Genomic DNA, 22,451 nt, shown 5'->3' with positions numbered 1-22,451 from the left:
ATCGTGGACGACCTCGCCGAATCACTCGCGGTGACCTTGCGCACCGCGAGACGAGACCGGGACCTGTCGGTCAACGCCCTCGCGGAACGCTCCGGCGTGTCCCGGGCGATGATCGGCAAGATCGAACGCGGTGCGGCGCAGCCGACCGCGGTCCTGCTCGGCCGCCTGTCCGGCGCGCTCGGCATGACGCTGAGCGAACTCGTGGCGCGGGCCGAGGGAAACCGGCTCACCCGGCGAGCGGACCAGCCCGTGTGGACGGACCCGGAGACCGGCTACCACCGCCGGGCCTTGTCCACTGGCGGACCACTCGAACTGGTGGAGGTGGAACTGCCGCCGGGAACGGACATTTCGTATCCGGCGGACGCCTACGCCTTCAAACACCAGCAGATCTGGATGCTCGACGGCCGTCTTCGGTTCCACGAGGGCGAAACCGTGCACGAACTCGACACTGGCGACTGCCTGCAGCTCGGGCCGCCGACGCCGACCAGGTTCGTCAATCCCACCGACGAGCCATGCCGCTACCTCGTCGCGCTGACCAAACGGAACGGTTAGCTCAGGTACGCCATGATCGCTTTGGCGATCGCGTCCGCGTACTTCTGCCGTCCGTCCGAACTGGACATCGTGCCCGCGTCCCCGGCGTTGCGCATGTTCCCGCACTCGATCAGGGCCGACGGGCGTTCGGACAGGTTCAGCCCGCCGAGGTCCGCGCGCGGCGACAGGCCGTCGGTGCCGATGTACGTGGAGGTCGCGAAACCCGCCGCTTTCAAACCGTCCCGCAGGTCGTGGGTGAGTTTCGAGGACGGCGCGCCCTGGGCGGCGTTCAGCGGCGGGTTCGAGTAGGCGACGTGAAACCCGTGCGCCCCGGCCGAATCGGACCCGTCGGCGTGAATGGACACCACGGCGTCCGCTTTGGCCTGGTTGCCGACGGCGGCCCGCTGGTCCACACACGGCCCGACACCCGTGTCGTTGGGGCGCGTCATCACGACCTTGATGCCCTTGGCCGCCAGTTCGTCCTTGACGCGGTTGGCCACGTCCCAAGTGAACGCGTGTTCCTCGTAGCCCGCGTTGGTCGCCGTCCCGGTCGTGTTGCACGGCTTCATCTGGCCTCGACCGGCGGGCACCTGCTTGTTGATCTCCGCTGTGTGCGAGCCGTTGCCGCCGTTGTGCCCGGGGTCGAGCACGACGACCTTCCCGCCGGGCACCGCGGGCGCGGACGACGAGGACGGTGAGGACGACGTCGAAGCGGGCGGGCTCGAAGCCGGCGCCGGGGGAGCCGACGACGTGGTCGTGGTCGAGGTGGCCGTCGTCGACGAGGGCGGCGGCGCCGGGCTCGCCTCCGGGTTTCCGCAGGCGGCGAGGCACGCGAACACGGCGGCGACGGCGATGGTGGCGCGCGGCAAGGTCGTCACGTCGACGAGACTAGTCTTGACAGCAGCATCACCGACGTGAAGGAGCCCGCGGTGCAACCCGGAGGAATGCCCCCCAATATTCAGGACATCCTGGCGCAGGCGCAGGCCATGCAGGAGAAGCTCGCGTCGGCGCAGGAGGAGCTTGAGGACACCGAGGTGACCGGCTCGGCCGGCGGTGGCCTGGTCACCGCGACCGTGTCCGGCGCGGGCGAGTTGACCGCGTTGACGATCGACCCGAAAGTGGTCGACCCCGACGACGTGGACACCCTCGCCGACCTGGTCGTCGCCGCGGTGCGGGACGCCAACCGCAACGCGCAGAAGCTGGCCGAGGAGAAGATGGGCGGCCTGGCCGGCGGTCTCGGCGGCGCCCTCGGCCTGCCTGGGTTCTAAGGTGTACGAGGGACCAGTCCAGGACCTGATCGACGAGCTCGGCCGGCTGCCCGGGGTCGGGCCGAAGAGTGCCCAGCGGATCGCGTTCCACCTGCTCGCGGCCGAGCCCGCGGACATCGCCCGGCTGCAGGACGCCCTGCAGAAGGTCAAGGAGGGCGTGGTCTTCTGCGACATCTGCGGGAACGTGTCCGAGCAGCAGACCTGTCGGATCTGCCGGGACGCGCGGCGGGACCCGGCGAGCGTGTGCGTGGTCGAGGAGCCGAAGGACGTGCTCGCGATCGAGCGGACCCGTGAGTTCAAGGGCCGCTACCACGTGCTCGGCGGCGCGCTCGACCCGTTGTCCGGCATCGGTCCGGACCAGTTGCGGATCCGCGAGCTGCTGGGCCGGATCGGCTCGCAGGATGTGACCGAGGTCATCCTGGCGACCGATCCGAACACGGAGGGCGAGGCCACGGCCACGTACCTGATCCGGCTGCTGAAGGACTTCCCCGGGCTGACCGTCACCCGGCTGGCGTCCGGCCTGCCGATGGGCGGCGACCTGGAGTTCGCCGACGAGCTCACGCTCACCCGGGCGCTGTCCGGCCGTCGGACCGTGTGATCGACGAGATTCGCACCGCGACACTGGCGGCGCCGCCCCGGCTCGGCGGCGTCCGTCTGGTCGCGGTGGACGGCCCGTCCGGCGCCGGCAAGTCCACCCTGGCCGCCCGGATCGCCGCGGTGGTCCCGGATTCCGTGCTGATCTCCACCGACGACTTCGCGACCTGGGACGACCCGGTCGCGTGGTGGCCAAGGCTGGACAGCGGCGTGCTGCGGCCGTTGGCCGAGGGACGACCGGGCCGCTACCAACGCACAGAGTGGCCGGGTGGCGTGCCTCGGCTCGGCGCGTGGATCACCGTCGACGTCCCGAGCGTCCTCGTCCTCGAAGGCGTGTCGGCCGGCCGACGGGCTGTCCAAGATCGGCTGTCGTGCCTGTTTTGGGTGGATTTCGCTGACGCGCCACAGCGTCTGGAACGCTCGGTGCGCCGGGACGGCGAGCCGTCCCGGCCCTACTTCCGCCGGTGGCAGGAATTCGAGGCCGGCTGGTTCGCGGTCGACGATACGGCGGCGCGCGCGAGCCAAAAAATTAACACTGGGTAATCATCAGCATGTAGATCCGTGGCTTTTGGGAAACCATGTGGCCCGATTGTGACCTCCCGTGGTCTTGCCCGCAGACTGGAGCGACTAGATTCGGCGACCACAGTCTGAGACTCGGATGTGATCCGGCCAAGAAACCGGTGTGCGTCCGAGCGGTTCTTCCAAGGGAGTGCGTGATGGCATACCCGCGATCCGCGTCGCGGCGAACGCTGCAGGCAATGTCGAGTGCAGTTGATGCCACGACCCGCACTCGGCGCGCATGACCGCGCCGCTCGAAGTCTCCGGCGGATCCGCCGAGGCACAGCCCGAGGCCGTGACCCAAGGCCTCAGCAAGAAAGCCATCCAAGGCCGGTCGCTCGGCCAGATCGCGTGGATGCGGCTGAAACGCGACCGGGTCGCCATGGTCAGCGGCGTGCTGATCGTGATCATGGTGATCGCCGCGCTCGCCGCCCTGCTGCTGGACCGGGTGTTCGGCGTCATTCACCCCAACGACTTCCACCAGGACCTGGTCGACCCGGACATCCAGACCCCGATCGGGTCGCTCGGCGGGGTCAGCTGGGCCCACCCACTGGGCGTCGAACCGGTCAACGGCCGTGACCTGCTCACCCGGATCTTCGCCGGCTCGTGGATCTCGTTGCTGATCGGCTTCTGCGCGACCATGCTGTCGGTGATCATCGGCGCGGTCATGGGTGTCATCGCCGGCTACTTCCGTGGCTGGGTGGACACCCTGATCAGCAGGCTGATGGACATCTTCCTGGCGTTCCCGTTGCTGCTGTTCGCCATCGCGCTGGCCGGTGTCATCCCGGACAAGGCGTTCGGCCTGACCGGCGACTGGCCGCGCATCCTGGTGCTGGTCTTCATCATCGGCTTCTTCAACTGGCCGTACATCGGCCGGATCGTCCGGGCCCAGACGTTGTCGTTGCGCGAGCGGGAGTTCGTGGACGCGGCCCGCAGCCTGGGCGCGCGATCGCCGCACGTGCTGTTCAAGGAACTGCTGCCCAACCTGGTCGCGCCGATCCTGGTCTACTCGACGCTGCTGATTCCCACGAACATCCTGTTCGAAGCGGCCCTGTCGTTCCTCGGTGTCGGCATCCAACCACCCACCCCGACCTGGGGCGGGATGCTGTCCGACGCCACCCGCATCTTCCAGGCCGACCCGTGGTTCATGATCTTCCCGGGCTTGGCGATCTTCCTCACCGTGCTGGTGTTCAACCTGTTCGGAGACGGACTCCGTGACGCCTTGGACCCGAGGGCCCGCTAGCCCGACGGAAGAAGCCGCCCACCGCGGTGGCTGTTCAGCAACAAAGGGGTGCAACTGTAGATGACAAGTAAACGCACGCTCGCGATGGTTGCCACCGCGGCGGCCGCCTCGTTGGTGCTTGCGGCCTGCGGCAGCAGCGGGACGAGCGGCAACAGCAACAACAACAGCAGCAGTAGCGGCAACGCCAGCGGCGGGAGCTCGAAACCCGAGTTCAACGCCGGTGTCGACAAGGTCTTCAATCCGTCCGACAAAAAGGGCGGCACGATGCGAATGGCGAAGGCCGGTGACTGGGGCGACTCGGTCGACCCTGGTGACACCTACTACGCCTACTCCTGGAACTTCCTGCGGCTCTACGGCCGTTCGCTGATGATGTTCCAGTCCGCCCCGGGTGCCAAGGGCGCCCAGCTCGTGCCGGACCTCGCCGAGAGCAAGGGCACGCCGAGCGCGGACCTGAAGACGTGGACGTACAAGATCCGCAAGGGCGTCAAGTACGAGGACGGCACGGCGGTCACCTCGAAGGACGTCAAGTACGCGGTCGAGCGGTCGATCGACAAGGCGATCCTGCCGAACGGCCCGACCTACTTCAAGGACTACCTGGACCTGCAGGGCTACACCGGCGCCTTCAAGGACACCACGCCGGACAAGCTCGGGCTGAAGGCCATCGAGACGCCGGACGACCAGACCATCGTCTTCCACCTGAACCAGGCGTTCTCCAGCTTCGACTACTTCGCGATGCTGCCGCAGACCGTGCCAGTGCCGCAGAAGAAGGACACCGGCTCGGAGTACAAGAAGCACGTCATGTCCACCGGCCCGTACAAGTTCGACAGCTACGAGCTGGGCAAGAAGATGGTGCTGGTCCGCAACGACCAGTGGGACCAGTCGACGGACCCGAACCGCAAGGCACTGCCGGACAAGTACGAGGTCCAGCTGAACGTCAACGCGGACGACCTGGACAACCAGCTGCTCTCCGGTTCCATCGACCTGGACATCGAGGGCAACGGCGTCCGCGCCGCCGCGCAGAGCAAGGTCCTGACCACGCCGGACCTGAAGGCCATGGCCGACTCGACGATCCTGGCCCGTGCCTGGTTCACCTCGGTCAACCCGGATGTGGCGCCGCTGAACGACGTCCACTGCCGCAAGGCCGTCAACTGGGCCGCCGACCGTGAGGGCTACCAGCGTGCGTACGGTGGCCAGACCGGTGGTGAGATCGCGTCCGGCCTGATGCCGCCGGTCGTCCCGGGCTACGAGAAGTTCGACCTGTACCCGAGCGACGGCAGCAAGGGCGACGTGGCCAAGGCCAAGGCCGAGCTCCAGCAGTGTGGCAAGCCGGACGGCTTCGAGACCAACATCTCCTACCGCGCCGAGCGGCCGAAGGAGAAGGCCACGGCCGAGTCGCTGCAGCAGTCGCTGGCGAAGGTCGGCATCAAGCTGACCATCAAGCCGTACCCGGAGAGCGACTACACCAAGCTGTACGCGGGCAAGCCGGACTTCGCCAAGAACAACAACCTCGGCCTGATCGTGTACGGCTGGGGCGCTGACTGGCCGGACGGCTTCGGCTTCCTGTCGCAGATCACCGACAGCCGCACCATCCGCGACACCGGTGGCAACACCAACTTCAGCGTGAAGGACAAGGCCATCGACGAGATGATCGACAAGGCCGTGTCCACCACGGACGAGTCGGCCCGGAACAAGATCTGGGGCGACATCGACAAGAAGACGATGGAAGGCGCGTGGGTGCTCCCCGGTATCTGGGCCAAGGGCCTGCTGTACCGGCCGAAGACGCTGTCGAACGTCTTCATCAGCAACGGTTTCCAGCAGTACGACTACCTCGCGCTGGGTGTGTCGTCGTAGTAGTCACTATCCAGCGATAAGGCAGGTGAAGGCATAGGCCGACGGGGCCGGTCCGCTCGATCAGCGAGCCGGCCCCGTCGGCCACGCCGACCGCGGTGCTCGCTTACATCATTCGACGCCTTCTCGGCGCGGTGCTCACGCTGTTCGTGATCACCGTCGCCACATTCATGATCTTCTTCCTGCTGCCGAAGTTCGCCGGCGCGACCGCGGACGACATCGCCTCGCGGTACGTGGGCAAGTCGGCCAGTGCGGAACAGATCCACCAGCTGGCGATCAAGCTCGGTTTCACGGACCCGTTGTACGAGCAGTACTGGCGGTTCGTGAAGGGGATCTTCGCTGGTGCGGACTACGACACCGGTGCGGCGATCGTCCACTGTGACGCCCCGTGCTTCGGGTACTCGTTCCTCAAGCAGACACCGGTGTTGCCGGACCTGCTCGACCGGCTGCCGGTGACGATCTCACTGGCGCTGGGCGCCTCGGTGATCTGGCTGGCCTTCGGTGTGGGCACCGGCGTGGTCTCCGCGCTGCGCAAGGGAACGATCTTCGACCGGCTGTCGATGGGCACCGCGCTCGCCGGCGTGTCGCTGCCGATCTTCTTCACCGGCCTGCTGTCGCTGGCGATCTTCCGGGACGGCTTCGGGATCGCGGAGTTCAACGGCAGCGCGTACAAACCGCTCTCCGAAGATCCGGCGGCCTGGTTCATGAGCCTGCTGCTGCCGTGGATCACGCTGGCGTTCCTGAACGCGGCCGGCTATGCCCGGCTGACCAGGGCCACCATGCTGGAGACGATGAACGAGGACTTCATCCGGACCGCGCGGGCCAAGGGCCTGCCGGAACGGACCGTGGTTGTCAGGCACGGCCTGCGGTCCGTGCTCACCCCGGTGTTGACGATCTTCGGTCTTGACCTGGGGCTGCTGCTCGGCGGTGCGGTGCTGACCGAGTCCACGTACTCGCTGCACGGCATCGGCGAATACGCCGTCACCGCGATCAAGGAGAACGACTTGCCCCGCGTTCTTGGTGTGGTCCTGATGGGCTCGTTGTTCATCGTGATCGCGAACCTCGTCGTGGATCTGCTGTACGCCGTCGTCGACCCGAGGGTGCGTTACTCGTGACCGATAACTCCGAAGACTTCATGGCGGGCAGCGTCGCCGTGCCGCCGCACAACCCGGACGAGCCGTTCCTCCAGGTTCGCGACCTGCGTGTGCACTTCCCGACCGACGACGGTGTGGTCAAGTCGGTGGACGGGCTCACGTTCGCGTTGGACCGCGGCAAGACGCTCGGCATCGTCGGCGAGTCCGGCTCGGGCAAGAGCGTGACAAGTCTGTCCATCATGGGCTTGCACGCGAAGGGCAGCGCGAAGATCAGCGGCCAGATCCTGCTCGACGGCGAGGACTTGGTGGCGGCCACGCCGGAAGAGGTGCGGCTGTTGCGCGGCAAGCGGATGGCGATGATCTTCCAGGACCCGCTGACCGCGATGCACCCGTTCTACACGGTCGGCAAGCAGATCATCGAGGCGTACCAGGTGCACCACAAGGTGTCCAAGCAGGTCGCCCGCAAGCACGCGATCGAGATGCTCGACCGGGTCGGCATCCCCCAGCCGAACACCCGGGTGGACGACTTCCCGCACCAGTTCTCCGGCGGCATGCGGCAGCGCGCGATGATCGCGATGGCCCTGTCGTGCGACCCGGAGCTGCTGATCGCGGACGAGCCGACCACCGCGTTGGACGTGACCGTGCAGGCGCAGATCCTCGACCTGATCGTGGACCTGCAGAAGGACTTCAACTCCGCGGTCATCATCATCACCCACGACCTCGGTGTGGTCGCCGAGCTGGCGGACGACATCCTGGTGATGTACGCGGGCCGCTCGGTCGAGTACGGCAGCGCGCACGAGATCTTCTCCCGGCCGCAGCACCCGTACACGTGGGGCCTGCTCGGCTCGATGCCCCGGCTGGACCGGGAACGGACCGAGCGGCTGCAGCCGATCAAGGGCACCCCGCCCAGCCTGATCAACGTGCCGGCCGGCTGCCCGTTCAACCCGCGGTGCGAGTACGCCGGCCTGAACGGGGACCTGAGCACGACCGAGCGGCCGGAGTTCCGGGAGATCAGCCCGGGGCACCACATCGCCTGCCACCTGTCCACGGAGCAGCGCCAGCACCTGTGGGACACCGAGATCAAGCCGAAGTTGTGAGCTGATGACCGAACAGACTGCCTCTGAACGTCGCCGCAAGACGGACGTGCTGCTCGAGGCCAGCGGCCTGCAGAAGTACTTCCCGATCCGCAAGGGCCTGCTGCAGCGCACCAAGGGCAACGTGCAGGCGGTGGACGGCCTGGACTTCGCGGTGCACAAGGGCGAGACACTGTCCCTGGTGGGCGAGTCCGGCTGTGGCAAGACCACCACCGGCCGGCTGCTGACCCGGCTGCTCGAGCCGACCGCCGGCAAGGTGGTCTTCGAGGGCCGGGACATCACGCACATGTCCCAGTCGTCGATGCGCCCGTTGCGGCGGGACGTCCAGATGATCTTCCAGGACCCGTACTCGTCGCTGAACCCGCGGCACACGGTCGGTGCGATCGTCGGCGCTCCCTTCAAGCTGCAGAAGGTCGACACACCGAACGGCGTGAAGAAGGCCGTGCAGGACCTGCTCGAACTCGTTGGCCTGAACCCGGAGCACTACAACCGTTACCCGCACGAGTTCTCCGGCGGCCAGCGGCAGCGCATCGGCATCGCGCGCACGCTCGCGTTGAAGCCCAAGCTGATCATCGCCGACGAGCCGGTGTCCGCTTTGGACGTCTCGATCCAGGCGCAGGTGGTGAATCTGCTGGAGGACCTGCAGAACGAGCTGGACCTGACGTACGTGATGATCGCGCACGACCTGTCGGTGGTGCGGCACGTGTCGGACCGGGTGGCGGTGATGTACCTCGGGAAGATCGTCGAGCTCGGCGACCGGACCAGTGTGTACGAACGCCCGATGCACCCGTACACCATCGCCTTGCTGTCGGCGGTGCCGGTGCCGGACCCGGAGCGCAAGACCAAGCGCGAGCGGATCCGGCTGAAGGGCGACGTGCCGAGCCCGATCAACCCGCCGTCCGGCTGCCGGTTCCACACCCGGTGCTGGAAGGCGCAGGACGTCTGCAAGACCAAGGAACCGCCGCTGATCGAGCTGGCCCCCGGCCGTCAGGCGGCCTGTCACTTCCCGGAGAACACGCCGGACGCCGCGGAGACCGTCTCGGTCGTCTAGGTCGAGGTGCGGGACACCGGCAGCACCCTTTCGCGTGTGCGCCGGTGTCACCCCCATCTGTCGACTGGTGGCGTTACTCGCTCGCGTCCTCGCGCGAACCCATGGTCGCCGCGGGCGTCAAGATCGGCCTTGGCCCCCTGGCGGGCACCTTGGGAGATGTCGAGCACCGCACCGGTCGTCGACGATGGCAGGTGTCCAAGCGTTACCTAACCAGATCTGATCGCTTTCTTGACTCATTCCAGAAAACGTGGCAGTGTTCAGCCTCGTGACGACCTTCCCGGACCGGGCTCAACTGCGAGAGCGGCTGAAGCTGGCTGGGCTGCGGGTGACCGCGCCGCGGCTCGCGGTGCTCACCTGGTTGAATGATCATCCGCACACCACGGCCGAGCAGGTGGCCAGCGGCGTGCGGGACCTGCTGGGTTCGGTTTCCACCCAGGCCGTGTACGACGTGCTGAGCGTCTGCTCGACCGCGAGCCTGGTCCGACGCATCGAGCCGGCCGGCCATCCGGCGCGGTTCGAGACCCGGACCGGGGACAACCATCATCATCTTGTCTGCCGCGCGTGCGGCCGTACGGAGGACGTCGATTGCACGGTAGGCGTGGCGCCATGCCTGACGCCCGCCGAGTCGGCCGGCTACGTGGTGGACGAGGCGGAGGTGGTCTTCTGGGGACTGTGTCCCGACTGCATCCACCACGAGACGAAGGGAAAGGCGTGACCGAGGCGCGCTACACCACGAACAACGTGGGTATCCCGGTCGCGAGCGACAACGACTCGCTGACCCTGGGACCGAACGGTCCGATCCTGTTGCAGGATCACTACCTGATCGAGAAGAACGCCCACTTCAACCGCGAACGTGTACCCGAGCGCGTGGTGCACGCCAAGGGTGGTGGCGCGTTCGGTTTCCTGGAGGTCACCGAGGACGTCAGCCAGTTCACCAAGGCCGCGGTGTTCCAGCCGGGCACCCGCACCGAGACCGTCATCCGGTTCTCCTCGGTCGCCGGTGAGAACGGCTCGCCGGACACCTGGCGCGACCCGCGCGGGTTCGCCGTGAAGCTGTACACCAGCCAGGGCAACTACGACATCGTCGGCAACAACACCCCGGTGTTCTTCATCAGGGACCCGATCAAGTTCCCGGACTTCATCCGGTCGCAGAAGCGTCGCGCCGACAACCACCTGCGTGACCACAACATCCAGTGGGACTTCTGGACGTTGCGGCCCGAGTCGGCCCACCAGGTCACCTGGCTGATGGGCGACCGCGGCATCCCGTCCAACTGGCGGGAGATGAACGGCTACGGCTCGCACACCTACCTGTGGGAGAACGCGGGCGGCGAGCGGTTCTGGGTCAAGTACCACTTCAAGACCGACCAGGGCATCGACTTCCTCACCCAGGCGGACGCGGACCGGATCGCCGGCGAGGACGCGGACTTCTACATCCGCGACCTGTGGACCGCGATCGACAAGGGCAACCACCCGAGCTGGACGCTGTACGTGCAGGTCATGCCGTACACGGACGCCGCGGACTACCGCTTCAACCCGTTCGACCTGACCAAGGTATGGCCGCACGGCGACTACCCACTGATCAAGGTCGGCCGGTACGTGCTGGACCGCAACCCGGCGAACTACCACACCGACATCGAGCAGGCCGCGTTCGAGCCGACCAACCTGGTGCCGGGCATCGGCCCCTCGCCGGACAAGATGCTGCTCGGCCGGCTGTTCGCCTACCCGGACGCCCACCGCTACCGGATCGGCGCGAACTACGCCCAACTGCCCGTGAACGCCGCGAAGTCGCCCGTCAACAGCTACTCCAAGGACGGCGCGATGCGTTACCAGAACCCGGGCGACCCGGTGTACGCGCCGAACTCGTACGGCGGCCCGCACGCCAACCCCGAGCTCGCCGCCGAGACCGCGTCGACCTACGGCCTGCAGGACGAGGTCGTGCGTTCGGCCTACCAACTGCACTCCGACGACGACGACTTCGGCCAGCCGGGCACGCTGGTCCGTGAGGTCCTGGACGACGCCCAACGCGACCGCCTGGTCAACAACATCGTCGGCCACGCCAGCAACAACGTGTCCCAGCCGGTGCTCGAGCGGGTGTTCGAGTACTGGCGGAACGTGGACAAGACCCTGGGCGACCGGGTCGCGTCCGCGCTGAAGAAGTAACACCCCATAGCGTCACCCGGTAACGGGCCCGGCGAGCCGCCACTCGCCGGGCCTCAATATTTTTGGTCCTCGCTCCGCTCGGACAGGGCTGGTTACGTGAGGCCGTGCTGTCTGTAGTGAGTGGTGCGACCGGGTCGGTCAATTTCACTCTGCCGGGTTACCCGTCCCCCTGTCGTGGCTGCGGGCGTGGGTTGGTGCGCGTGTCGGGCATCGGACAGTTAGCGTCGTTCCGGCAAACCTCCCCACGCCGTGGCCAAAGTAGTTGGTTAATGCCGGTAATCCGATCACTCCGCGCGAACTGCCCAGTTCGACATTGGTGAAGAACTCTGGCGCGCCTGCCTGCCGGTGGTGACTATGTTCCGGTACTAGCGGGATCCGCTCATTGTTGGCTAAGTCATCATTTGAGCGGGGGGAGGAGTCGGTAATGAGAACAGGATTCGTCAAAAAGATCGCCGCCCTGGTCGTCGGCAGCATGATCGCGCTGGCCGGCGGCGCTCAGGCGGACGACTGGCACAGCGCCGGATGGACGTCGACGGCCAGCGCCGACGTGGCCGCCAGGACTGTCCAGCGCCTCCATGACGAGCTGAAATCCACCAGTGAAGCCGGTGACGTGGCCGGCGTGAAGGCCACCACGCGCGAGCTCGACGGAGTGCTCAAAGCCCTGGTCATCCGGACCGACGACTGGGCCACTCGCAGCGAAGTGCGGGCCGGTTCGGCCGACGCCAACGACAAGAACGCGCAGCTCATGGCGGAGTTGGCGAAGATGCCGGACGGTACCGCCAAGGGCCTGCCCGGCCTTGACCTGCTCTCCGGTGTGACCGCGCTGTTGACGTCACTGCTGAGCACGCTGCTGAACCTGGTCCAGGCCCTGCTCGGCGGGCTGCCCGTCCCGGCTCCGCCGCTGCCGCCCGTTCCGCCGCTGCCGGCACCACCGCTGCCGGCACCACCGCTGCCCGTGCCGCCGGCGCCGCTACCCGTTCCGCCGCTGCCGCCGGCGCCGCTGCCGGTTCCGCCGCTGCCGCCGGCGCCGTAGTCACGCCGGACGTGAATGTCCGGCGCGTTTCCGCGCCGGACGTTCGGCTATTTCGCGACCGATTCCCGCACGGTAATTTCGAGCGCCGCCCGTAATGCGCCGGCGGCCTCGAACAGTGCCTCGCGAAAACGATTCCCAATACCGAGGAAATTCACGTAACCGTGGATCAGGTCGGCCTGCCGGGACAGCACGACCGGCACACCGGCGGCCCGCAACCGGTCCGCGTACGTCTCGCCTTCGTCCCGCAGCGGGTCGAAACCCGCGGTCGCCAGGTACGCGGGCGGTTGGCCGGCCAGGTCCTCGGCCAGCAGCGGCGAGTACCGCGGGTCACGCTTGTCCTCCTCTCGGGTGGCGTAGTGACCCATGAACCAGTCGATGTCGTCCTGGGTCAGGAACAGGCCCTTGCCGAACAGCTCCTTGGACCGGGTCGACCTGGTCGCGTCCGTCGCCGGGTAGAACAGCAGCTGGAAGACCGGCTTCGGGCCGCCCTCGGTGGCCGTGACCTGGCAGACGACCGTGGCGAGGTTGCCACCCGCGCTGTCGCCGCCGACCGCGATCCCGTTCGGGTTCGCGCCCAGCTCACGGCTGTTGGCGTGGGCGAAGCGGAACGCGGCCAGCGCGTCGTCGACCGGGACGGGGAACGGGTGCTCGGGGGCGAGCCGATAGTCCACCGACAGCACCCGGACCCGACCGTGCCGGGCCAGGAACCGGCACGTGTTGTCGTGGCTTTCGATGTCGCCGACGACGAACCCGCCGCCGTGGAAGTAGACCAGCAACGGCGACCCGGTGGGCAGTCCAGTCGGCACGTAGAGGCGGGCGCCGATCTCATCGCCGTCGACCGGGATCCTGATGTCCCTGGTGTCGACCGGCTCGATCCGGGGTCCCAGCACCAGTTTGCTGTTCTCCTTGAGGTACGCCCGCGCCTGCTGCGGCGCGCCGGCGGACAGCGGCGGGAGGTTGGCGAGTTCGTTGGCCCGGAGCAGTAGTTGGGCGTCCAGGGCGAGTTCCAGCCCGTCCAGCCGGAGCGGCGGGCCTGCGATCAGCCGACGTACGCGGTACGGAAGCCCGTACATCGCACGAAGACCACTGGCTCTGACACTGTGGGGAACACGATCCAGCAGGGTCGGCATCAGGTTATCTTACTTCGAGTAGGTTTCGTTGTGGAGCTGGACCTGAACCGTGGTTCACGTTCTAGGATCGAGGGAATGGCGATCAGTGTGGTGGGCATCGGCGGTTCCCTGCGCGTCAGCTCCCAGTCCGAACGGGCGTTGCGGATCGCGCTCGAGGGTGCCGGCGACCTGGGTGCCGAGACGACCGTGATCACCGGGGACGACTTGGTGCTGCCGTTTTACGACCCCGCGGTCCCGGAACGCTCCCCGGCCGCGCGCCGTCTGGTCGAGCGGTTGCGCACGGCTGACGGCGTGGTGCTCGTCTCGCCCGGCTACCACGGCACCATCTCGGGCCTGATGAAGAACGCCCTCGATTACATCGAGGACCTCCGCGAAGACGACCGCCCGTACCTGGACGGGCGCGCGGTTGGCTGCGTGGCCGTGGCGTTGGGCTGGCAGGCGTCCGTCACCACGTTGACGTCGTTGCGTTCGATCGTGCACTCGCTGCGGGGCTGGCCGACCCCGCTCGGTGCCGCGGTGAACACCGCCGAAGTGCGGTTCGACGACGATGGCACGGCGTCGAACGCGACCGTGGCCGGGAACCTGCGCACCATCGGCCGGCAGGTCGCCCAGTTCGCCCAGAAATAGGCTCCTCGTGGCGGCCGCCACGAGGAGCGGGTTTTCTACGCCATGCCGAGCATCCGCTGGACGAAGTGCACCTCGATGCCGACCTGCTTGATCGTCTCCGCGACGACAAGCGAGCCGTGGCCGGCGTCGTAGCGGTATTCCTCGTACCGAGCGCCGCGTTCGGCGAGCCGGTCCAGGTAGTTGTCGATCTGCCGGATCGGGCAGCGCGGGTCGTTCTCCCCGGCCCAGATCAGCACCGGCGCCCGCACACTGTCCACATAGGTCATCGGCGAGCATTCGCGGTACAAGTCGGGCAGGTCCTCCGGTGAGCCGCCGAACAGCGATCGGTCGAACGCCCGCAACGGTTCCATCTCGTCCTCGTACGCCGCGAGGTAGTCGGCGACGGGCACACCGCCGACCCCAGCGGCCCACCGCTCGGGCTGGGTGCCGATCGCGAGCAGGCTGAGGTAACCACCCCAGGACGCCCCGGCGACCACACACCGCTCCGGATCCGCCAGGCCGCTGGCGACCGCCCAGTCGTGCACCGCGGCGACGTCCTCCAGCTCGGTCAGACCAGGGCGGCCTTCGTTGCCGTCGCGCCAGGCCGAGCCGTATCCGCTCGAGCCGCGGTAGTTCACGTGGATCACGGCGAATCCGGCGTCGACCCAGACCGCGCGGTACGCCGAGAACCTGTCCTCGTCGGCCGAGTGCGGACCGCCGTGCAGGGCGAAGACCGTCGGCAACGGACCTTGTGCCCCTTCGGGTTTCGCGACCAGCGAGTGCACCTGCCCGCCGGGGCCCGCGACGAACGAGTCCGTCACCGTGACACTGCCGGGCGCGCGTTCTCCTGGCGGTGTCAGCAGAACGTCGTCCGTGCCGTCGGTGAACAGGGCGCGGACCATCGGCGGCTCGGCCGCGTTCGACCACGAGTACTCGACCGTGCCGTCCGGCCGTACGCCCGCCGACCCGACCGTCCCAGCGGGAGTGTCCAAAACAGACAGGCTGTCGGTCTCGATCTCGTAGCGGTGCAAGGTATTCCGGGCCTGATGGGTGTTCATGACGAGGATGGACCGCCCGTCCGGGTACCAGCTCGCGGACAGTTGGCCGGGCAGGTCCAGGCTGATCTCGCTCTCCGTGTCCGCGGTGACGTCCCAGATCAGCAACTCCTCCCGGCCGTGCCGCTCATGCAGGACAAGCAGTCGGGTGTCGCCGTCGACCGGGCTGAACGCGATGGCGTCAAGGCCTTTGCCCTTGCCGTCCCACTTGTCCGCGACCGTGTTCCCGTTGACGTCCAGGACACGCAACGCGGTGTGCCGGTTGTCGCCGTGCTCGGAGTGTGCGATCACCAGGTGCCGTTCGTCGCGCGACTGGGCCGCCACGCCCGCGTCGTTCTTGTGCGCGTAGATGACCTTGGCTTCGCTCTTGTCGGTGGACACCGCGATCGTGGTGCCGTCGTCGTTGGATATCCCGATCGCGGTGACGGTCCGCCCGATCACCTCGCCGGCCGGATACCCGGCGGGGACGCCGACGATGGCGGGCTTCGGCCCCTCCGCCGCCGGTCTGCCGGCGAACGGCTCGGTGACCCAGCTGCCGAACTCGTCGCCGTCGGTGTCGTCGAACCACCAGACGTGTTCGCCGTCCGGGCTGATCGTCGAGTTGTACGTGCCGTTCGGGCGGTCGGTGACCTGCCGGTGGGTGCCGGTCGCCCGGTCCCACGCGTACGTCTCCCACACCCCGCTGGCGTTGGACAGGTACACGTTCCGGTCGGGCGCGTCCCTGGCCCACTCCGGCAAGTTCACTCGTGCGGCCCGGAACCGCGCCCGCCAACGCGTGTCCGCGTCGGTGTCGGCGAACAGGTGGTCGGGCTCCTCTGCTGCGGGATGCTTGGTCACAGGGACGATCCTGCCTCATTTCCCCGGTAGGTTGGCAGTCATGGGGTACGAGCTCGCACAAGTGAACATCAGCAGGCTGTTGGCGCCGATCGACAGCCCGTTACTGGCCGACTTCGTGGGTGCCCTTGACCGGGTGAACGCGGTGGCCGACACCGCCGAAGGGTTCGTCTGGCGGATGCAGACCGAGGACGGCAACGCCACCGCGGTCCAGATCTTCGACGACTCCTGGCTGATCGTGAACATGTCCGTGTGGACCTCGGTGGAGACGTTGAACTCCTACGTGTACGACACGGCGCACCGGTCGATCATGCGCCGCCGCAGGGAGTGGTTCGAGAAGCCGGTCGAGGCGATGACGGCGTTGTGGTGGGTCCGCGCCGGCCACCGGCCGACCGTGGCGGAAGCCGAGGAGCGCCTGACGTACCTGCGGGGCCACGGCCCGACGCCGTACGCGTTCACGCTTCGGCACACCTTCAACCCGACCGGGGACGCAACCACCCGAGACCTGATCGAATGCTAGTGACTCAGGGTAGCTGACCCGTTGCGTCATTCGGTGGAACGGCCGCTGAGCTCCTCGGCCAGGATCTGGTCGACGGTCCGCGCCGCACGGCGGACCGAGCGGACCGCGCCGACGACGATGACGAACACCGAGCTGATCCCGAGGAGTATCCAAAATGGAACCAGAAACCCAAGAATAACAAGGAAAACGGCAAAACTGCCGACAACGCCGACGCGGGCGACACTGGGCCGGAAGACGGGGCGAAGAGCGGAGAGGCTACTCATGGCGGTTCCTCCTGCACGGCGTTGGGACGCTCACTGAAGTCCTCGCGTCGATCATCCACCCCGTTACAGAAAGTCAGTTGAACGCTGAACAGTCACCCATTCGTATTAACAGCGACACGAATGTCGTAGTTCGATCGCACGGTCAGCACACAGTCCCGTTCGAGGTTGCGTAGGGTCTGGGTGAGCACCTTCTGGCCGATGTCCTGATGGTGCCGCAGGACATGGTCGGTCTCGGCTGGGACGTGGCTGGCACCATGGTCACCGCCGCCGCAGGCGACCCGGTCAAGCGAGAGTGGATGGATCTTGCCTGACAGTCGCATCCGCTGCCTCCGACCGACGAAGGCAGCGGATCGCCTTTTTAGACTGCGGTGCAGCCCTCGCCGATGACTTCCGCGGGCAGGAGCGCCTCGCCGGTCGGGAAATTCGGGCCGAGCAGTCCGACGCAATCGTATTGAGTGACACCGTCGTCGATGAAGAATTCTCCGAAGATCAAACCGGTGGTCGGAACGCTGCCTACCGTTGTGCAAATGGTGCCGGTGACAACGTCCAGGGCATTCGCGACCACGTCGCACTCGTATCCCTGGCTCGGGTCAGCCTGTGCCGACGCGCCGCCGACGAGCAGGCCGCCTGCGACCAGCACGGGCAGTGCCAGCAACGTCGCAATTCGATTCTTGATGATGCTCACGGCATGATCCCTTTCTGTGAGTGTGACGGTGCGAGCGCGTCACTACGTCACCCAGCCCGGCGGCCGCGTCCCAATCACCTCCGTTGACCGGCCACGATGTGGTGACCCCACGCATTGTTCGTCCACACCGGACACTCGCACCCTGCCGATCACAGATCGTGACCACAAACAAGGTTCACTTGTGACCCGCGTCACATTGGACAGTGTGATTCACAGCCGAGTGGGACGCCGGCGGGCGTAGAAACTGGGGAGAAGTTCAAGATCTTCTCCCAGATTTCTCCCAAGACGGGAGAAGCCCTCTCCTCCTGAGTGGAGGAGAGGGCTTCTCACCTTTGTCGGGGTGGCGGGATTCGAACCCACGACCTCTTCGTCCCGAACGAAGCGCGCTACCAAGCTGCGCCACACCCCGGTCTTGCCTGAGTAACTCTAGCGGACGTCCGCACGTGCGTTGAAGCGGGTATTGGGTTGGGTCTCGGTGCCGCCGGTGGGGCGGGGGACCAGGGTCAGCAGGGAGGCCTCTGGTGGGCAGGCGAAGCGGACCGGGGCGTAGGGGGAGGTGCCGAGGCCTGCGGAGACGTGCAGCCACATGTGGGAGCCCCAGCGGGACGCGCCGCGGGCGCGGGAGCGGTCCAGTTCGCAGTTCGTGACCAGGGCGCCGTAGCCGGGGATCCGGAGTTGGCCGCCGTGGGTGTGGCCGGCGAGGACGAGGTCGTAGCCGTCGGCGGCGAAGGAGTCCAGGACGCGGGGTTCGGGTGAGTGGGTGATGCCGAGGCGGAGGGTGGCGGTGGGGTCGGGGCGGCCGGCGATCTGTTCGTAGCGGTCGCGGCGCAGGTGCGGGTCGTCGACGCCGGCCACCGCGATGTTGCGGCCGTCGACGGTGACCAGCCTGCGGACGTGGGTGAGGTCGTGCCAGCCGCGTTCGACCATGGCGGCGCGCAGGTCACGCCACGGCAGGGGGATGCCGTGGACGCGCTTCTTCTTGCCTTTCGGCATGAGGTAGCGCAGCGGGTTCTTCGGTTTCGGGGCGTAGTAGTCGTTGCTGCCGAAGATGAAGACGCCGGGGCGGTTCAGCAGGGGGCCGATGGCGCGGACCACCGCTGGCACGGCCTGCTTGTGCGCGAGGTTGTCGCCGGTGTTGACGACCAGGTCGGGTTCCAGAGCGTCCAGTGCTTCGATCCAGCGCTGCTTCGAGCGTTGGCCCGGCATCATGTGGATGTCCGAGATGTGCAGGATCCGCAACGGGCGGGCGCCTTCGGGCAGGACGGGCAGGGTGGCTTGGCGCAGTGTCCAGCGCCTTCTCTCGATGCCCACCGCGTAGGCGATCGTGGCTGTGCCCAGTGCTGTCGTCGCCAACGCGATCCGGCCCAACATACTCACCCTTCCGAGAGTACGGCGGCGCACCCGGGTGGCGGCACCCGCCGCCCCGGTAACGTTTCGGCCATGGCGCAGCTGAAGGAAAACCTGAAGTCGGACATGGTCGCCGCGATGAAGGCCAAGGACACGACCAGGCTGGCGACCCTGCGGATGGTCCTGACCGCGGTCACCAACGAGGAGGTCGCCGGTGAGGCGGCCCGTGAACTCACCGACGACGAAGTCCAGCGCGTCCTCACCCGCGAGGCGAAGAAGCGCCGCGAGGCCGCCGAGGCGTTCGACACCGCCGGCCGGACCGACCAGGCCGCCGGGGAACGCGCCGAGGCCGCCGTGATCGCGGAGTACCTGCCGAAGCAGTTGACCGACGAGGAACTGGCCGCACTCGTCGACGAGGCCGTCGCTGAGGTGACCGAACAAGCCGGCGCGGCGCCCACCCAGAAGCAGATGGGCCTGCTCATGAAGGCCGCCAACGCGAAGGTCGCCGGCCGCGCCGAAGGCGGTCGGGTCGCCGCCGTGGTCCGGGCGCGACTGCAGTGACGAAACAGGGCCCTCGGTCACCCGAGGGCCCTGCCGGGTCAGCCTCCGCCGCCGCCACCTCCGCCGTTCGGGTTGTCCCCGCCGCCGGGCTCACCACCACCTGAGGGCGGCGGCGCCGAGTTCGGCACCTGCGGCGCCACCCCGGTGGACACGTACAACGTGATCGTCTCGCCCGGAATCCTGCTGCCGCGTGGGTTCTGCGAGACCACAGTGCCCTTTCTGGCCGCGTCGTCGCGGTTCACGGTGGCCACTCGGTAGCCGGCGCCCTGCAGCTTGTTCGTCGCGTCCTGGACGCTCATGCCGACCACGTTCGGCACGGCCTGCACTGCGCCGCCGTCCAGGTACCGCGGGTCCGGCTCAGGCAACGGCAGGACAGGTTCGCCTTGCAGCAACGGGATCATCGTGCGGAACCAGGTACGTGCCGGGATCTTTCCGCCGTAGATGTTGCCGGTGTCGGAGAAGTACGGCGGGTCGCCGTCCCGGATGGGTCGTGGTCGTGGGCCGTCGTTGAAGGTCATCACCGACGCGGCGTACTGCGGGGTCGCGCCGACGAACGCGGCGGACTTGTACTCCTGGGTCGTGCCGGTCTTGCCCAGCATCGGCCGGTTCCACTTGGCGTCGCTGGCGGCGCCGTACGATGTGCCGCCCGGCTGGTCGTCCTTGCTCATGCCGACCACCATGGTGTTGGCCAGGGCTTCGTCAACCGCCTGCTCGCACGGCTTCTCCTTGGCCTTGATGTCGACCGGCTGGCCGTTGCGGTCGGTGATCGACACGATCGGCGTCGGCGGGCACCACCGGCCGCCGCTCATCAGCGTCGCGGCGACGTTCGCGAGCTCCAGTGGGCTGGTCGCGTCCGGGCCCAGGGTGAACGCCGCCCGACCGGGGTCGCCCGGCTTGCTCTTGTAGTACTTGGCCTGGTTGTCCTCACCGGGCTTGGGCTGGTTTCCCGCGGGGGTGGAGGCCATCGTCTCGCGCATCCCCAGGCGGATCGCCATGTCCACGGCGGGGTCGGTGCTGCCGAGGGTTTCCTCCAGAGCCACGAAACCGGTGTTCGGCGACGTCGCGAGCCCGCTCTGCAAGGACATCGTCGGGGCGTACTTGTCGCCCGCGTTCTTCAGGCAGTACCAGCGGGTGTTGCCGTCCTTCGGGTCTTCCGTCTTCGGGCACCGCTCGGGATTGCCGCCTTTGAACAGGTGCGAGGTGTACTCGGTGGGCGTCTGGATGGTGTTGTTGATGCCCATGCCCTTCTCCAGGGCGGCGGCCGCGGTGAAGATCTTGTACGTCGATCCGGCGCCGAACTTGTTCTCGATGCCGTACGGCTGCGGGTACTGGGTCTGCCCGGCCGCCGCGTTCGGCCCGTAGTCCCGGTTGGACACCAGGGCGACGACCTCGTGCCGGTCCTTGCCCGGCCGCACGATCGCCATCGCGTTGGCGATCCCCGGCAGGGTCTTGGCCACGCCGTCCTCGGCCGCCTGCTTGGCCAGGTGGGTGGCGTTGAGGTCGAGGCTGGTCTTGATGGTGTAGCCGCCGGTGATCAGCTGGTCCTCGGTGAAGCCCAGCTTCTCCAGGTAGTTCTCCACGTACTGGCAGAAGAACCCGGCCTCCGGGCCGGCGCCGTTGCAGTTCTTGGCCGGCTTGGAGACCTGCGGGAGCACGCCGAGCGGCTGCTTCTTGGCGTTGTCCGCGTCCGCCGGGGACAGCTTGCCGGTCTGCACCATCGTGTCGAGCACCAGGTCGCGCCGCTTCTGCGCGCTCGGGCCGTTGGACCACGGGTTGAACAGGCTCGGGTTGTTCACCATGCCAGCCAGCAACGCGGCCTGCGGCAGGGTCAGCTTGTCCGGGGTGGTGCCGAAGTACGAGGCGGCCGCCCCGCCGATGCCGTAGATCTCGTTGGAGAACTCGACCACGTTCAGGTAGCCGGTGAGGATCTCCTCCTTGGTCATCTTCTGCTCGAGCTGCAGGGCGATCCTGGCCTCACGCAGCTTGCGGGCGATGGTCGGCTCCTGCGCCTTCTTCTGCTCGGCCTTGTTCCCCCGGTAGACCACGTTGATCAGGTAGTTCTTGACGTACTGCTGGGTCAGCGTCGAGCCACCCTGCTGGTTGCCGCCGCTGGTGGACAGCGCGGCCCGGAACGTGCCCTTCCAGTCCACGCCGTGGTGCTCGTAGAACCGGCGGTCCTCGATCGAGATCAGCGCCGCTTTCATGATCGGCGAGATCTGGTCGGCGGCGACCGGGATCCGGTACTGGTCGTACAGCGTCGCGATCTGCTTGCCCTGGTTGTCGGTGATCGACGTGATCAGCGCCGGTGGCACCTCGACCATCTCGGCCTGCGCGCTGTCGATCGTGTCGCTGGCCCGGTTGGAGGCCACCCCCAAGGCCCCGACCACCGGGAACAGCATGCCGGCCAGCAGAACGCCGGCCAGCAGGCACAGGCTGAGCAGCTTGAACAAACCGTTGGTAAAACGCACGACGCCAGGGTACCGATTAACCCTTTCGGGCCTATGGCTACGCTGCGGAACCGAGTTGACAGCGAGCGCCCTCTGTGCAACTTGATCAAGGGTCAAGGGGAGATCAGGTGGAACCGGGGGCGGTCGAACGTCGTCAATCTTGCACGACAGGCAGCTGGTGCCGGGGGGCATCGGACGAGTGGAAACGACGGTAGGAGCTGGGGGAGATGAATCCGAAACCGCAGGACTGGCGCGTCAACGCGGCATGTCGCAGCGACGATCCGGACGAGCTCTTCGTACGGGGGGCCGAGCAACGCAAGGCGAAGCTGATCTGCGTCGCGTGTCCGGTCCGCACGGAGTGCCTGGCCGAGGCGCTCGACAACCGGATCGAGTTCGGCGTGTGGGGTGGCATGACCGAACGGGAGCGGCGCGCGTTGCTGCGCCGGCGCCCGGACGTCACCTCATGGCGTGAACTGCTCGACAAGGCACGCAGACGCCATCACCCGGAGGACGCCCAGGTCGGGTAGTG

24 protein-coding genes and 1 tRNA gene are annotated in these 22,451 nt (G+C 67.4%); 16 read left to right on the top strand and 9 right to left on the bottom strand.

Annotated elements, in window-relative coordinates; all coding sequences use genetic code 11:
- On the top strand, positions 1-552 hold the full coding sequence (locus EV192_RS00555) for a helix-turn-helix domain-containing protein (RefSeq protein WP_132110041.1): 552 nt from the start codon (positions 1-3) through the stop codon (positions 550-552).
- On the opposite strand, the gene EV192_RS00550 is transcribed toward EV192_RS00555, so the two are convergent.
- Entirely contained in the window at positions 549-1,409 is an 861-nt protein-coding gene (locus tag EV192_RS00550; RefSeq protein ID WP_243726550.1) for an N-acetylmuramoyl-L-alanine amidase, read from the bottom strand. The two genes, EV192_RS00555 and EV192_RS00550, sit on opposite strands and share 4 nt — an antisense overlap.
- Before the next feature lie 66 nt (positions 1,410-1,475).
- Here EV192_RS00550 and EV192_RS00540 point away from each other — a divergent pair, with 66 nt between their 5' ends.
- The 11 genes from EV192_RS00540 to EV192_RS00490 all read left to right on the top strand — a co-directional run bounded on the left by EV192_RS00540 (position 1,476) and on the right by EV192_RS00490 (position 12,474).
- The gene (locus EV192_RS00540) at positions 1,476-1,799 is read left to right on the top strand and encodes a YbaB/EbfC family nucleoid-associated protein (RefSeq protein WP_132112762.1); all 324 of its coding nucleotides are present in this window, start codon (positions 1,476-1,478) and stop codon (positions 1,797-1,799) included.
- Position 1,800: 1 nt separating this feature from the next.
- A complete protein-coding gene (recR, locus tag EV192_RS00535) occupies positions 1,801-2,397 on the top strand; it encodes a recombination mediator RecR (RefSeq protein ID WP_132110039.1) in 597 nt (198 codons plus the stop codon).
- The gene (locus EV192_RS00530; protein ID WP_243726691.1) at positions 2,397-2,936 is read left to right on the top strand and encodes a uridine kinase family protein; all 540 of its coding nucleotides are present in this window, start codon (positions 2,397-2,399) and stop codon (positions 2,934-2,936) included. The genes recR and EV192_RS00530 overlap by 1 nt, the downstream gene beginning before the upstream one ends.
- Positions 2,937-3,192: 256 nt before the next feature.
- Positions 3,193-4,194 carry an ABC transporter permease gene (locus EV192_RS00525; RefSeq protein ID WP_132110037.1) on the top strand — a complete coding sequence of 334 codons (1,002 nt, stop codon included), beginning with the start codon at positions 3,193-3,195 and terminating at the stop codon, positions 4,192-4,194.
- Between the two features lie 60 nt (positions 4,195-4,254).
- Positions 4,255-6,045 carry an ABC transporter substrate-binding protein gene (locus tag EV192_RS00520; RefSeq protein ID WP_132110035.1) on the top strand — a complete coding sequence of 597 codons (1,791 nt, stop codon included), beginning with the start codon at positions 4,255-4,257 and terminating at the stop codon, positions 6,043-6,045.
- Positions 6,046-6,140: 95 nt separating this feature from the next.
- On the top strand, positions 6,141-7,157 hold the full coding sequence (locus tag EV192_RS00515) for an ABC transporter permease (protein WP_132110033.1): 1,017 nt from the start codon (positions 6,141-6,143) through the stop codon (positions 7,155-7,157).
- Positions 7,154-8,233 (top strand): ABC transporter ATP-binding protein, encoded by a 1,080-nt coding sequence (locus tag EV192_RS00510; protein ID WP_243726549.1) that lies wholly within the window; start codon positions 7,154-7,156, stop codon positions 8,231-8,233. Before EV192_RS00515 ends, EV192_RS00510 begins: the two co-directional genes overlap by 4 nt.
- A gap of 4 nt (positions 8,234-8,237) precedes the next feature.
- Complete coding sequence (locus EV192_RS00505; protein WP_132110031.1) at positions 8,238-9,281, top strand: ABC transporter ATP-binding protein; 1,044 nt, start codon at positions 8,238-8,240, stop codon at positions 9,279-9,281.
- 265 nt (positions 9,282-9,546) lie between these two features.
- Positions 9,547-9,996: a Fur family transcriptional regulator gene (locus EV192_RS00500; RefSeq protein WP_243726548.1), complete on the top strand. Its 450-nt coding sequence runs from the start codon at positions 9,547-9,549 to the stop codon at positions 9,994-9,996.
- Positions 9,993-11,441, top strand: coding sequence for a catalase (locus tag EV192_RS00495; protein WP_243726547.1), 1,449 nt, complete (start codon positions 9,993-9,995; stop codon positions 11,439-11,441). Before EV192_RS00500 ends, EV192_RS00495 begins: the two co-directional genes overlap by 4 nt.
- 424 nt (positions 11,442-11,865) lie before the next feature.
- Positions 11,866-12,474 (top strand): hypothetical protein, encoded by a 609-nt coding sequence (locus EV192_RS00490; protein ID WP_132110027.1) that lies wholly within the window; start codon positions 11,866-11,868, stop codon positions 12,472-12,474.
- A 47-nt stretch (positions 12,475-12,521) separates the two neighbouring features.
- Here EV192_RS00490 and EV192_RS00485 read toward each other — a convergent pair whose 3' ends face one another.
- The gene (locus EV192_RS00485; RefSeq protein ID WP_132110025.1) at positions 12,522-13,604 is read right to left on the bottom strand and encodes an alpha/beta hydrolase; all 1,083 of its coding nucleotides are present in this window, start codon (positions 13,602-13,604) and stop codon (positions 12,522-12,524) included.
- A 75-nt stretch (positions 13,605-13,679) separates the two neighbouring features.
- Here EV192_RS00485 and EV192_RS00480 point away from each other — a divergent pair, with 75 nt between their 5' ends.
- Positions 13,680-14,231: an NADPH-dependent FMN reductase gene (locus EV192_RS00480; RefSeq protein ID WP_132110023.1), complete on the top strand. Its 552-nt coding sequence runs from the start codon at positions 13,680-13,682 to the stop codon at positions 14,229-14,231.
- Between the two features lie 35 nt (positions 14,232-14,266).
- Here the strand turns inward: EV192_RS00480 and EV192_RS00475 are convergent, their stop codons facing one another.
- Complete coding sequence (locus tag EV192_RS00475; RefSeq protein ID WP_132110021.1) at positions 14,267-16,102, bottom strand: S9 family peptidase; 1,836 nt, start codon at positions 16,100-16,102, stop codon at positions 14,267-14,269.
- A 40-nt stretch (positions 16,103-16,142) separates the two neighbouring features.
- Between EV192_RS00475 and EV192_RS00470 the strand changes: the two genes are divergently transcribed.
- Positions 16,143-16,619: a DUF3291 domain-containing protein gene (locus EV192_RS00470; protein WP_132110019.1), complete on the top strand. Its 477-nt coding sequence runs from the start codon at positions 16,143-16,145 to the stop codon at positions 16,617-16,619.
- Positions 16,620-16,645: 26 nt separating this feature from the next.
- Here the strand turns inward: EV192_RS00470 and EV192_RS00465 are convergent, their stop codons facing one another.
- The 5 genes from EV192_RS00465 to EV192_RS00445 form a co-directional block, all read right to left on the bottom strand.
- Positions 16,646-16,882 (bottom strand): hypothetical protein, encoded by a 237-nt coding sequence (locus EV192_RS00465; RefSeq protein ID WP_132110017.1) that lies wholly within the window; start codon positions 16,880-16,882, stop codon positions 16,646-16,648.
- A 92-nt stretch (positions 16,883-16,974) separates the two neighbouring features.
- Complete coding sequence (locus EV192_RS00460) at positions 16,975-17,202, bottom strand: hypothetical protein (protein ID WP_132110015.1); 228 nt, start codon at positions 17,200-17,202, stop codon at positions 16,975-16,977.
- A gap of 38 nt (positions 17,203-17,240) precedes the next feature.
- Positions 17,241-17,567, bottom strand: coding sequence for a hypothetical protein (locus EV192_RS00455; protein ID WP_132110013.1), 327 nt, complete (start codon positions 17,565-17,567; stop codon positions 17,241-17,243).
- Positions 17,568-17,902: 335 nt separating this feature from the next.
- Positions 17,903-17,976: transfer RNA gene (locus EV192_RS00450), tRNA-Pro, on the bottom strand.
- A 17-nt stretch (positions 17,977-17,993) separates the two neighbouring features.
- Complete coding sequence (locus tag EV192_RS00445; protein WP_132112755.1) at positions 17,994-18,938, bottom strand: metallophosphoesterase; 945 nt, start codon at positions 18,936-18,938, stop codon at positions 17,994-17,996.
- A gap of 69 nt (positions 18,939-19,007) precedes the next feature.
- On the opposite strand from EV192_RS00445, the gene EV192_RS00440 reads away from it, so the two are divergent.
- Entirely contained in the window at positions 19,008-19,475 is a 468-nt protein-coding gene (locus EV192_RS00440; RefSeq protein ID WP_132110011.1) for a GatB/YqeY domain-containing protein, read from the top strand.
- A 38-nt stretch (positions 19,476-19,513) separates the two neighbouring features.
- Here the strand turns inward: EV192_RS00440 and EV192_RS00435 are convergent, their stop codons facing one another.
- The gene (locus EV192_RS00435; RefSeq protein ID WP_207925844.1) at positions 19,514-21,943 is read right to left on the bottom strand and encodes a penicillin-binding protein; all 2,430 of its coding nucleotides are present in this window, start codon (positions 21,941-21,943) and stop codon (positions 19,514-19,516) included.
- A gap of 206 nt (positions 21,944-22,149) precedes the next feature.
- Here EV192_RS00435 and EV192_RS00430 point away from each other — a divergent pair, with 206 nt between their 5' ends.
- Positions 22,150-22,449, top strand: a complete 300-nt coding sequence (locus EV192_RS00430) for a WhiB family transcriptional regulator (RefSeq protein WP_132110009.1) — start codon at positions 22,150-22,152, stop codon at positions 22,447-22,449.
- Positions 22,450-22,451 lie beyond the last annotated feature (2 nt).

Source organism: Actinocrispum wychmicini (assembly GCF_004345645.1).
GTDB lineage: Bacteria > Actinomycetota > Actinomycetes > Mycobacteriales > Pseudonocardiaceae > Kibdelosporangium > Kibdelosporangium wychmicini.
The sequence above is the reverse complement of the archived record's forward strand: the minus strand, read 5'-3'. Positions and strand labels throughout refer to the sequence as shown.

What these genes read in the sequence shown, in the direction of transcription:
- EV192_RS00465 (WP_132110017.1), bottom strand. Translation starts at nt 16,882, where the DNA reads ATGAGTAGCCTCTCCGCTCTTCGCCCCGTCTTCCGGCCCAGTGTCGCC.
- EV192_RS00470 (WP_132110019.1), top strand. Translation starts at nt 16,143, where the DNA reads ATGGGGTACGAGCTCGCACAAGTGAACATCAGCAGGCTGTTGGCGCCG.
- EV192_RS00525 (WP_132110037.1), top strand. Translation starts at nt 3,193, where the DNA reads ATGACCGCGCCGCTCGAAGTCTCCGGCGGATCCGCCGAGGCACAGCCC.
- EV192_RS00485 (WP_132110025.1), bottom strand. Translation starts at nt 13,604, where the DNA reads ATGCCGACCCTGCTGGATCGTGTTCCCCACAGTGTCAGAGCCAGTGGT.
- EV192_RS00460 (WP_132110015.1), bottom strand. Translation starts at nt 17,202, where the DNA reads ATGCGACTGTCAGGCAAGATCCATCCACTCTCGCTTGACCGGGTCGCC.
- EV192_RS00430 (WP_132110009.1), top strand. Translation starts at nt 22,150, where the DNA reads ATGAATCCGAAACCGCAGGACTGGCGCGTCAACGCGGCATGTCGCAGC.
- EV192_RS00505 (WP_132110031.1), top strand. Translation starts at nt 8,238, where the DNA reads ATGACCGAACAGACTGCCTCTGAACGTCGCCGCAAGACGGACGTGCTG.
- EV192_RS00540 (WP_132112762.1), top strand. Translation starts at nt 1,476, where the DNA reads ATGCCCCCCAATATTCAGGACATCCTGGCGCAGGCGCAGGCCATGCAG.
- EV192_RS00445 (WP_132112755.1), bottom strand. Translation starts at nt 18,938, where the DNA reads ATGTTGGGCCGGATCGCGTTGGCGACGACAGCACTGGGCACAGCCACG.
- EV192_RS00480 (WP_132110023.1), top strand. Translation starts at nt 13,680, where the DNA reads ATGGCGATCAGTGTGGTGGGCATCGGCGGTTCCCTGCGCGTCAGCTCC.
- EV192_RS00520 (WP_132110035.1), top strand. Translation starts at nt 4,255, where the DNA reads ATGACAAGTAAACGCACGCTCGCGATGGTTGCCACCGCGGCGGCCGCC.
- EV192_RS00440 (WP_132110011.1), top strand. Translation starts at nt 19,008, where the DNA reads ATGGCGCAGCTGAAGGAAAACCTGAAGTCGGACATGGTCGCCGCGATG.
- EV192_RS00490 (WP_132110027.1), top strand. Translation starts at nt 11,866, where the DNA reads ATGAGAACAGGATTCGTCAAAAAGATCGCCGCCCTGGTCGTCGGCAGC.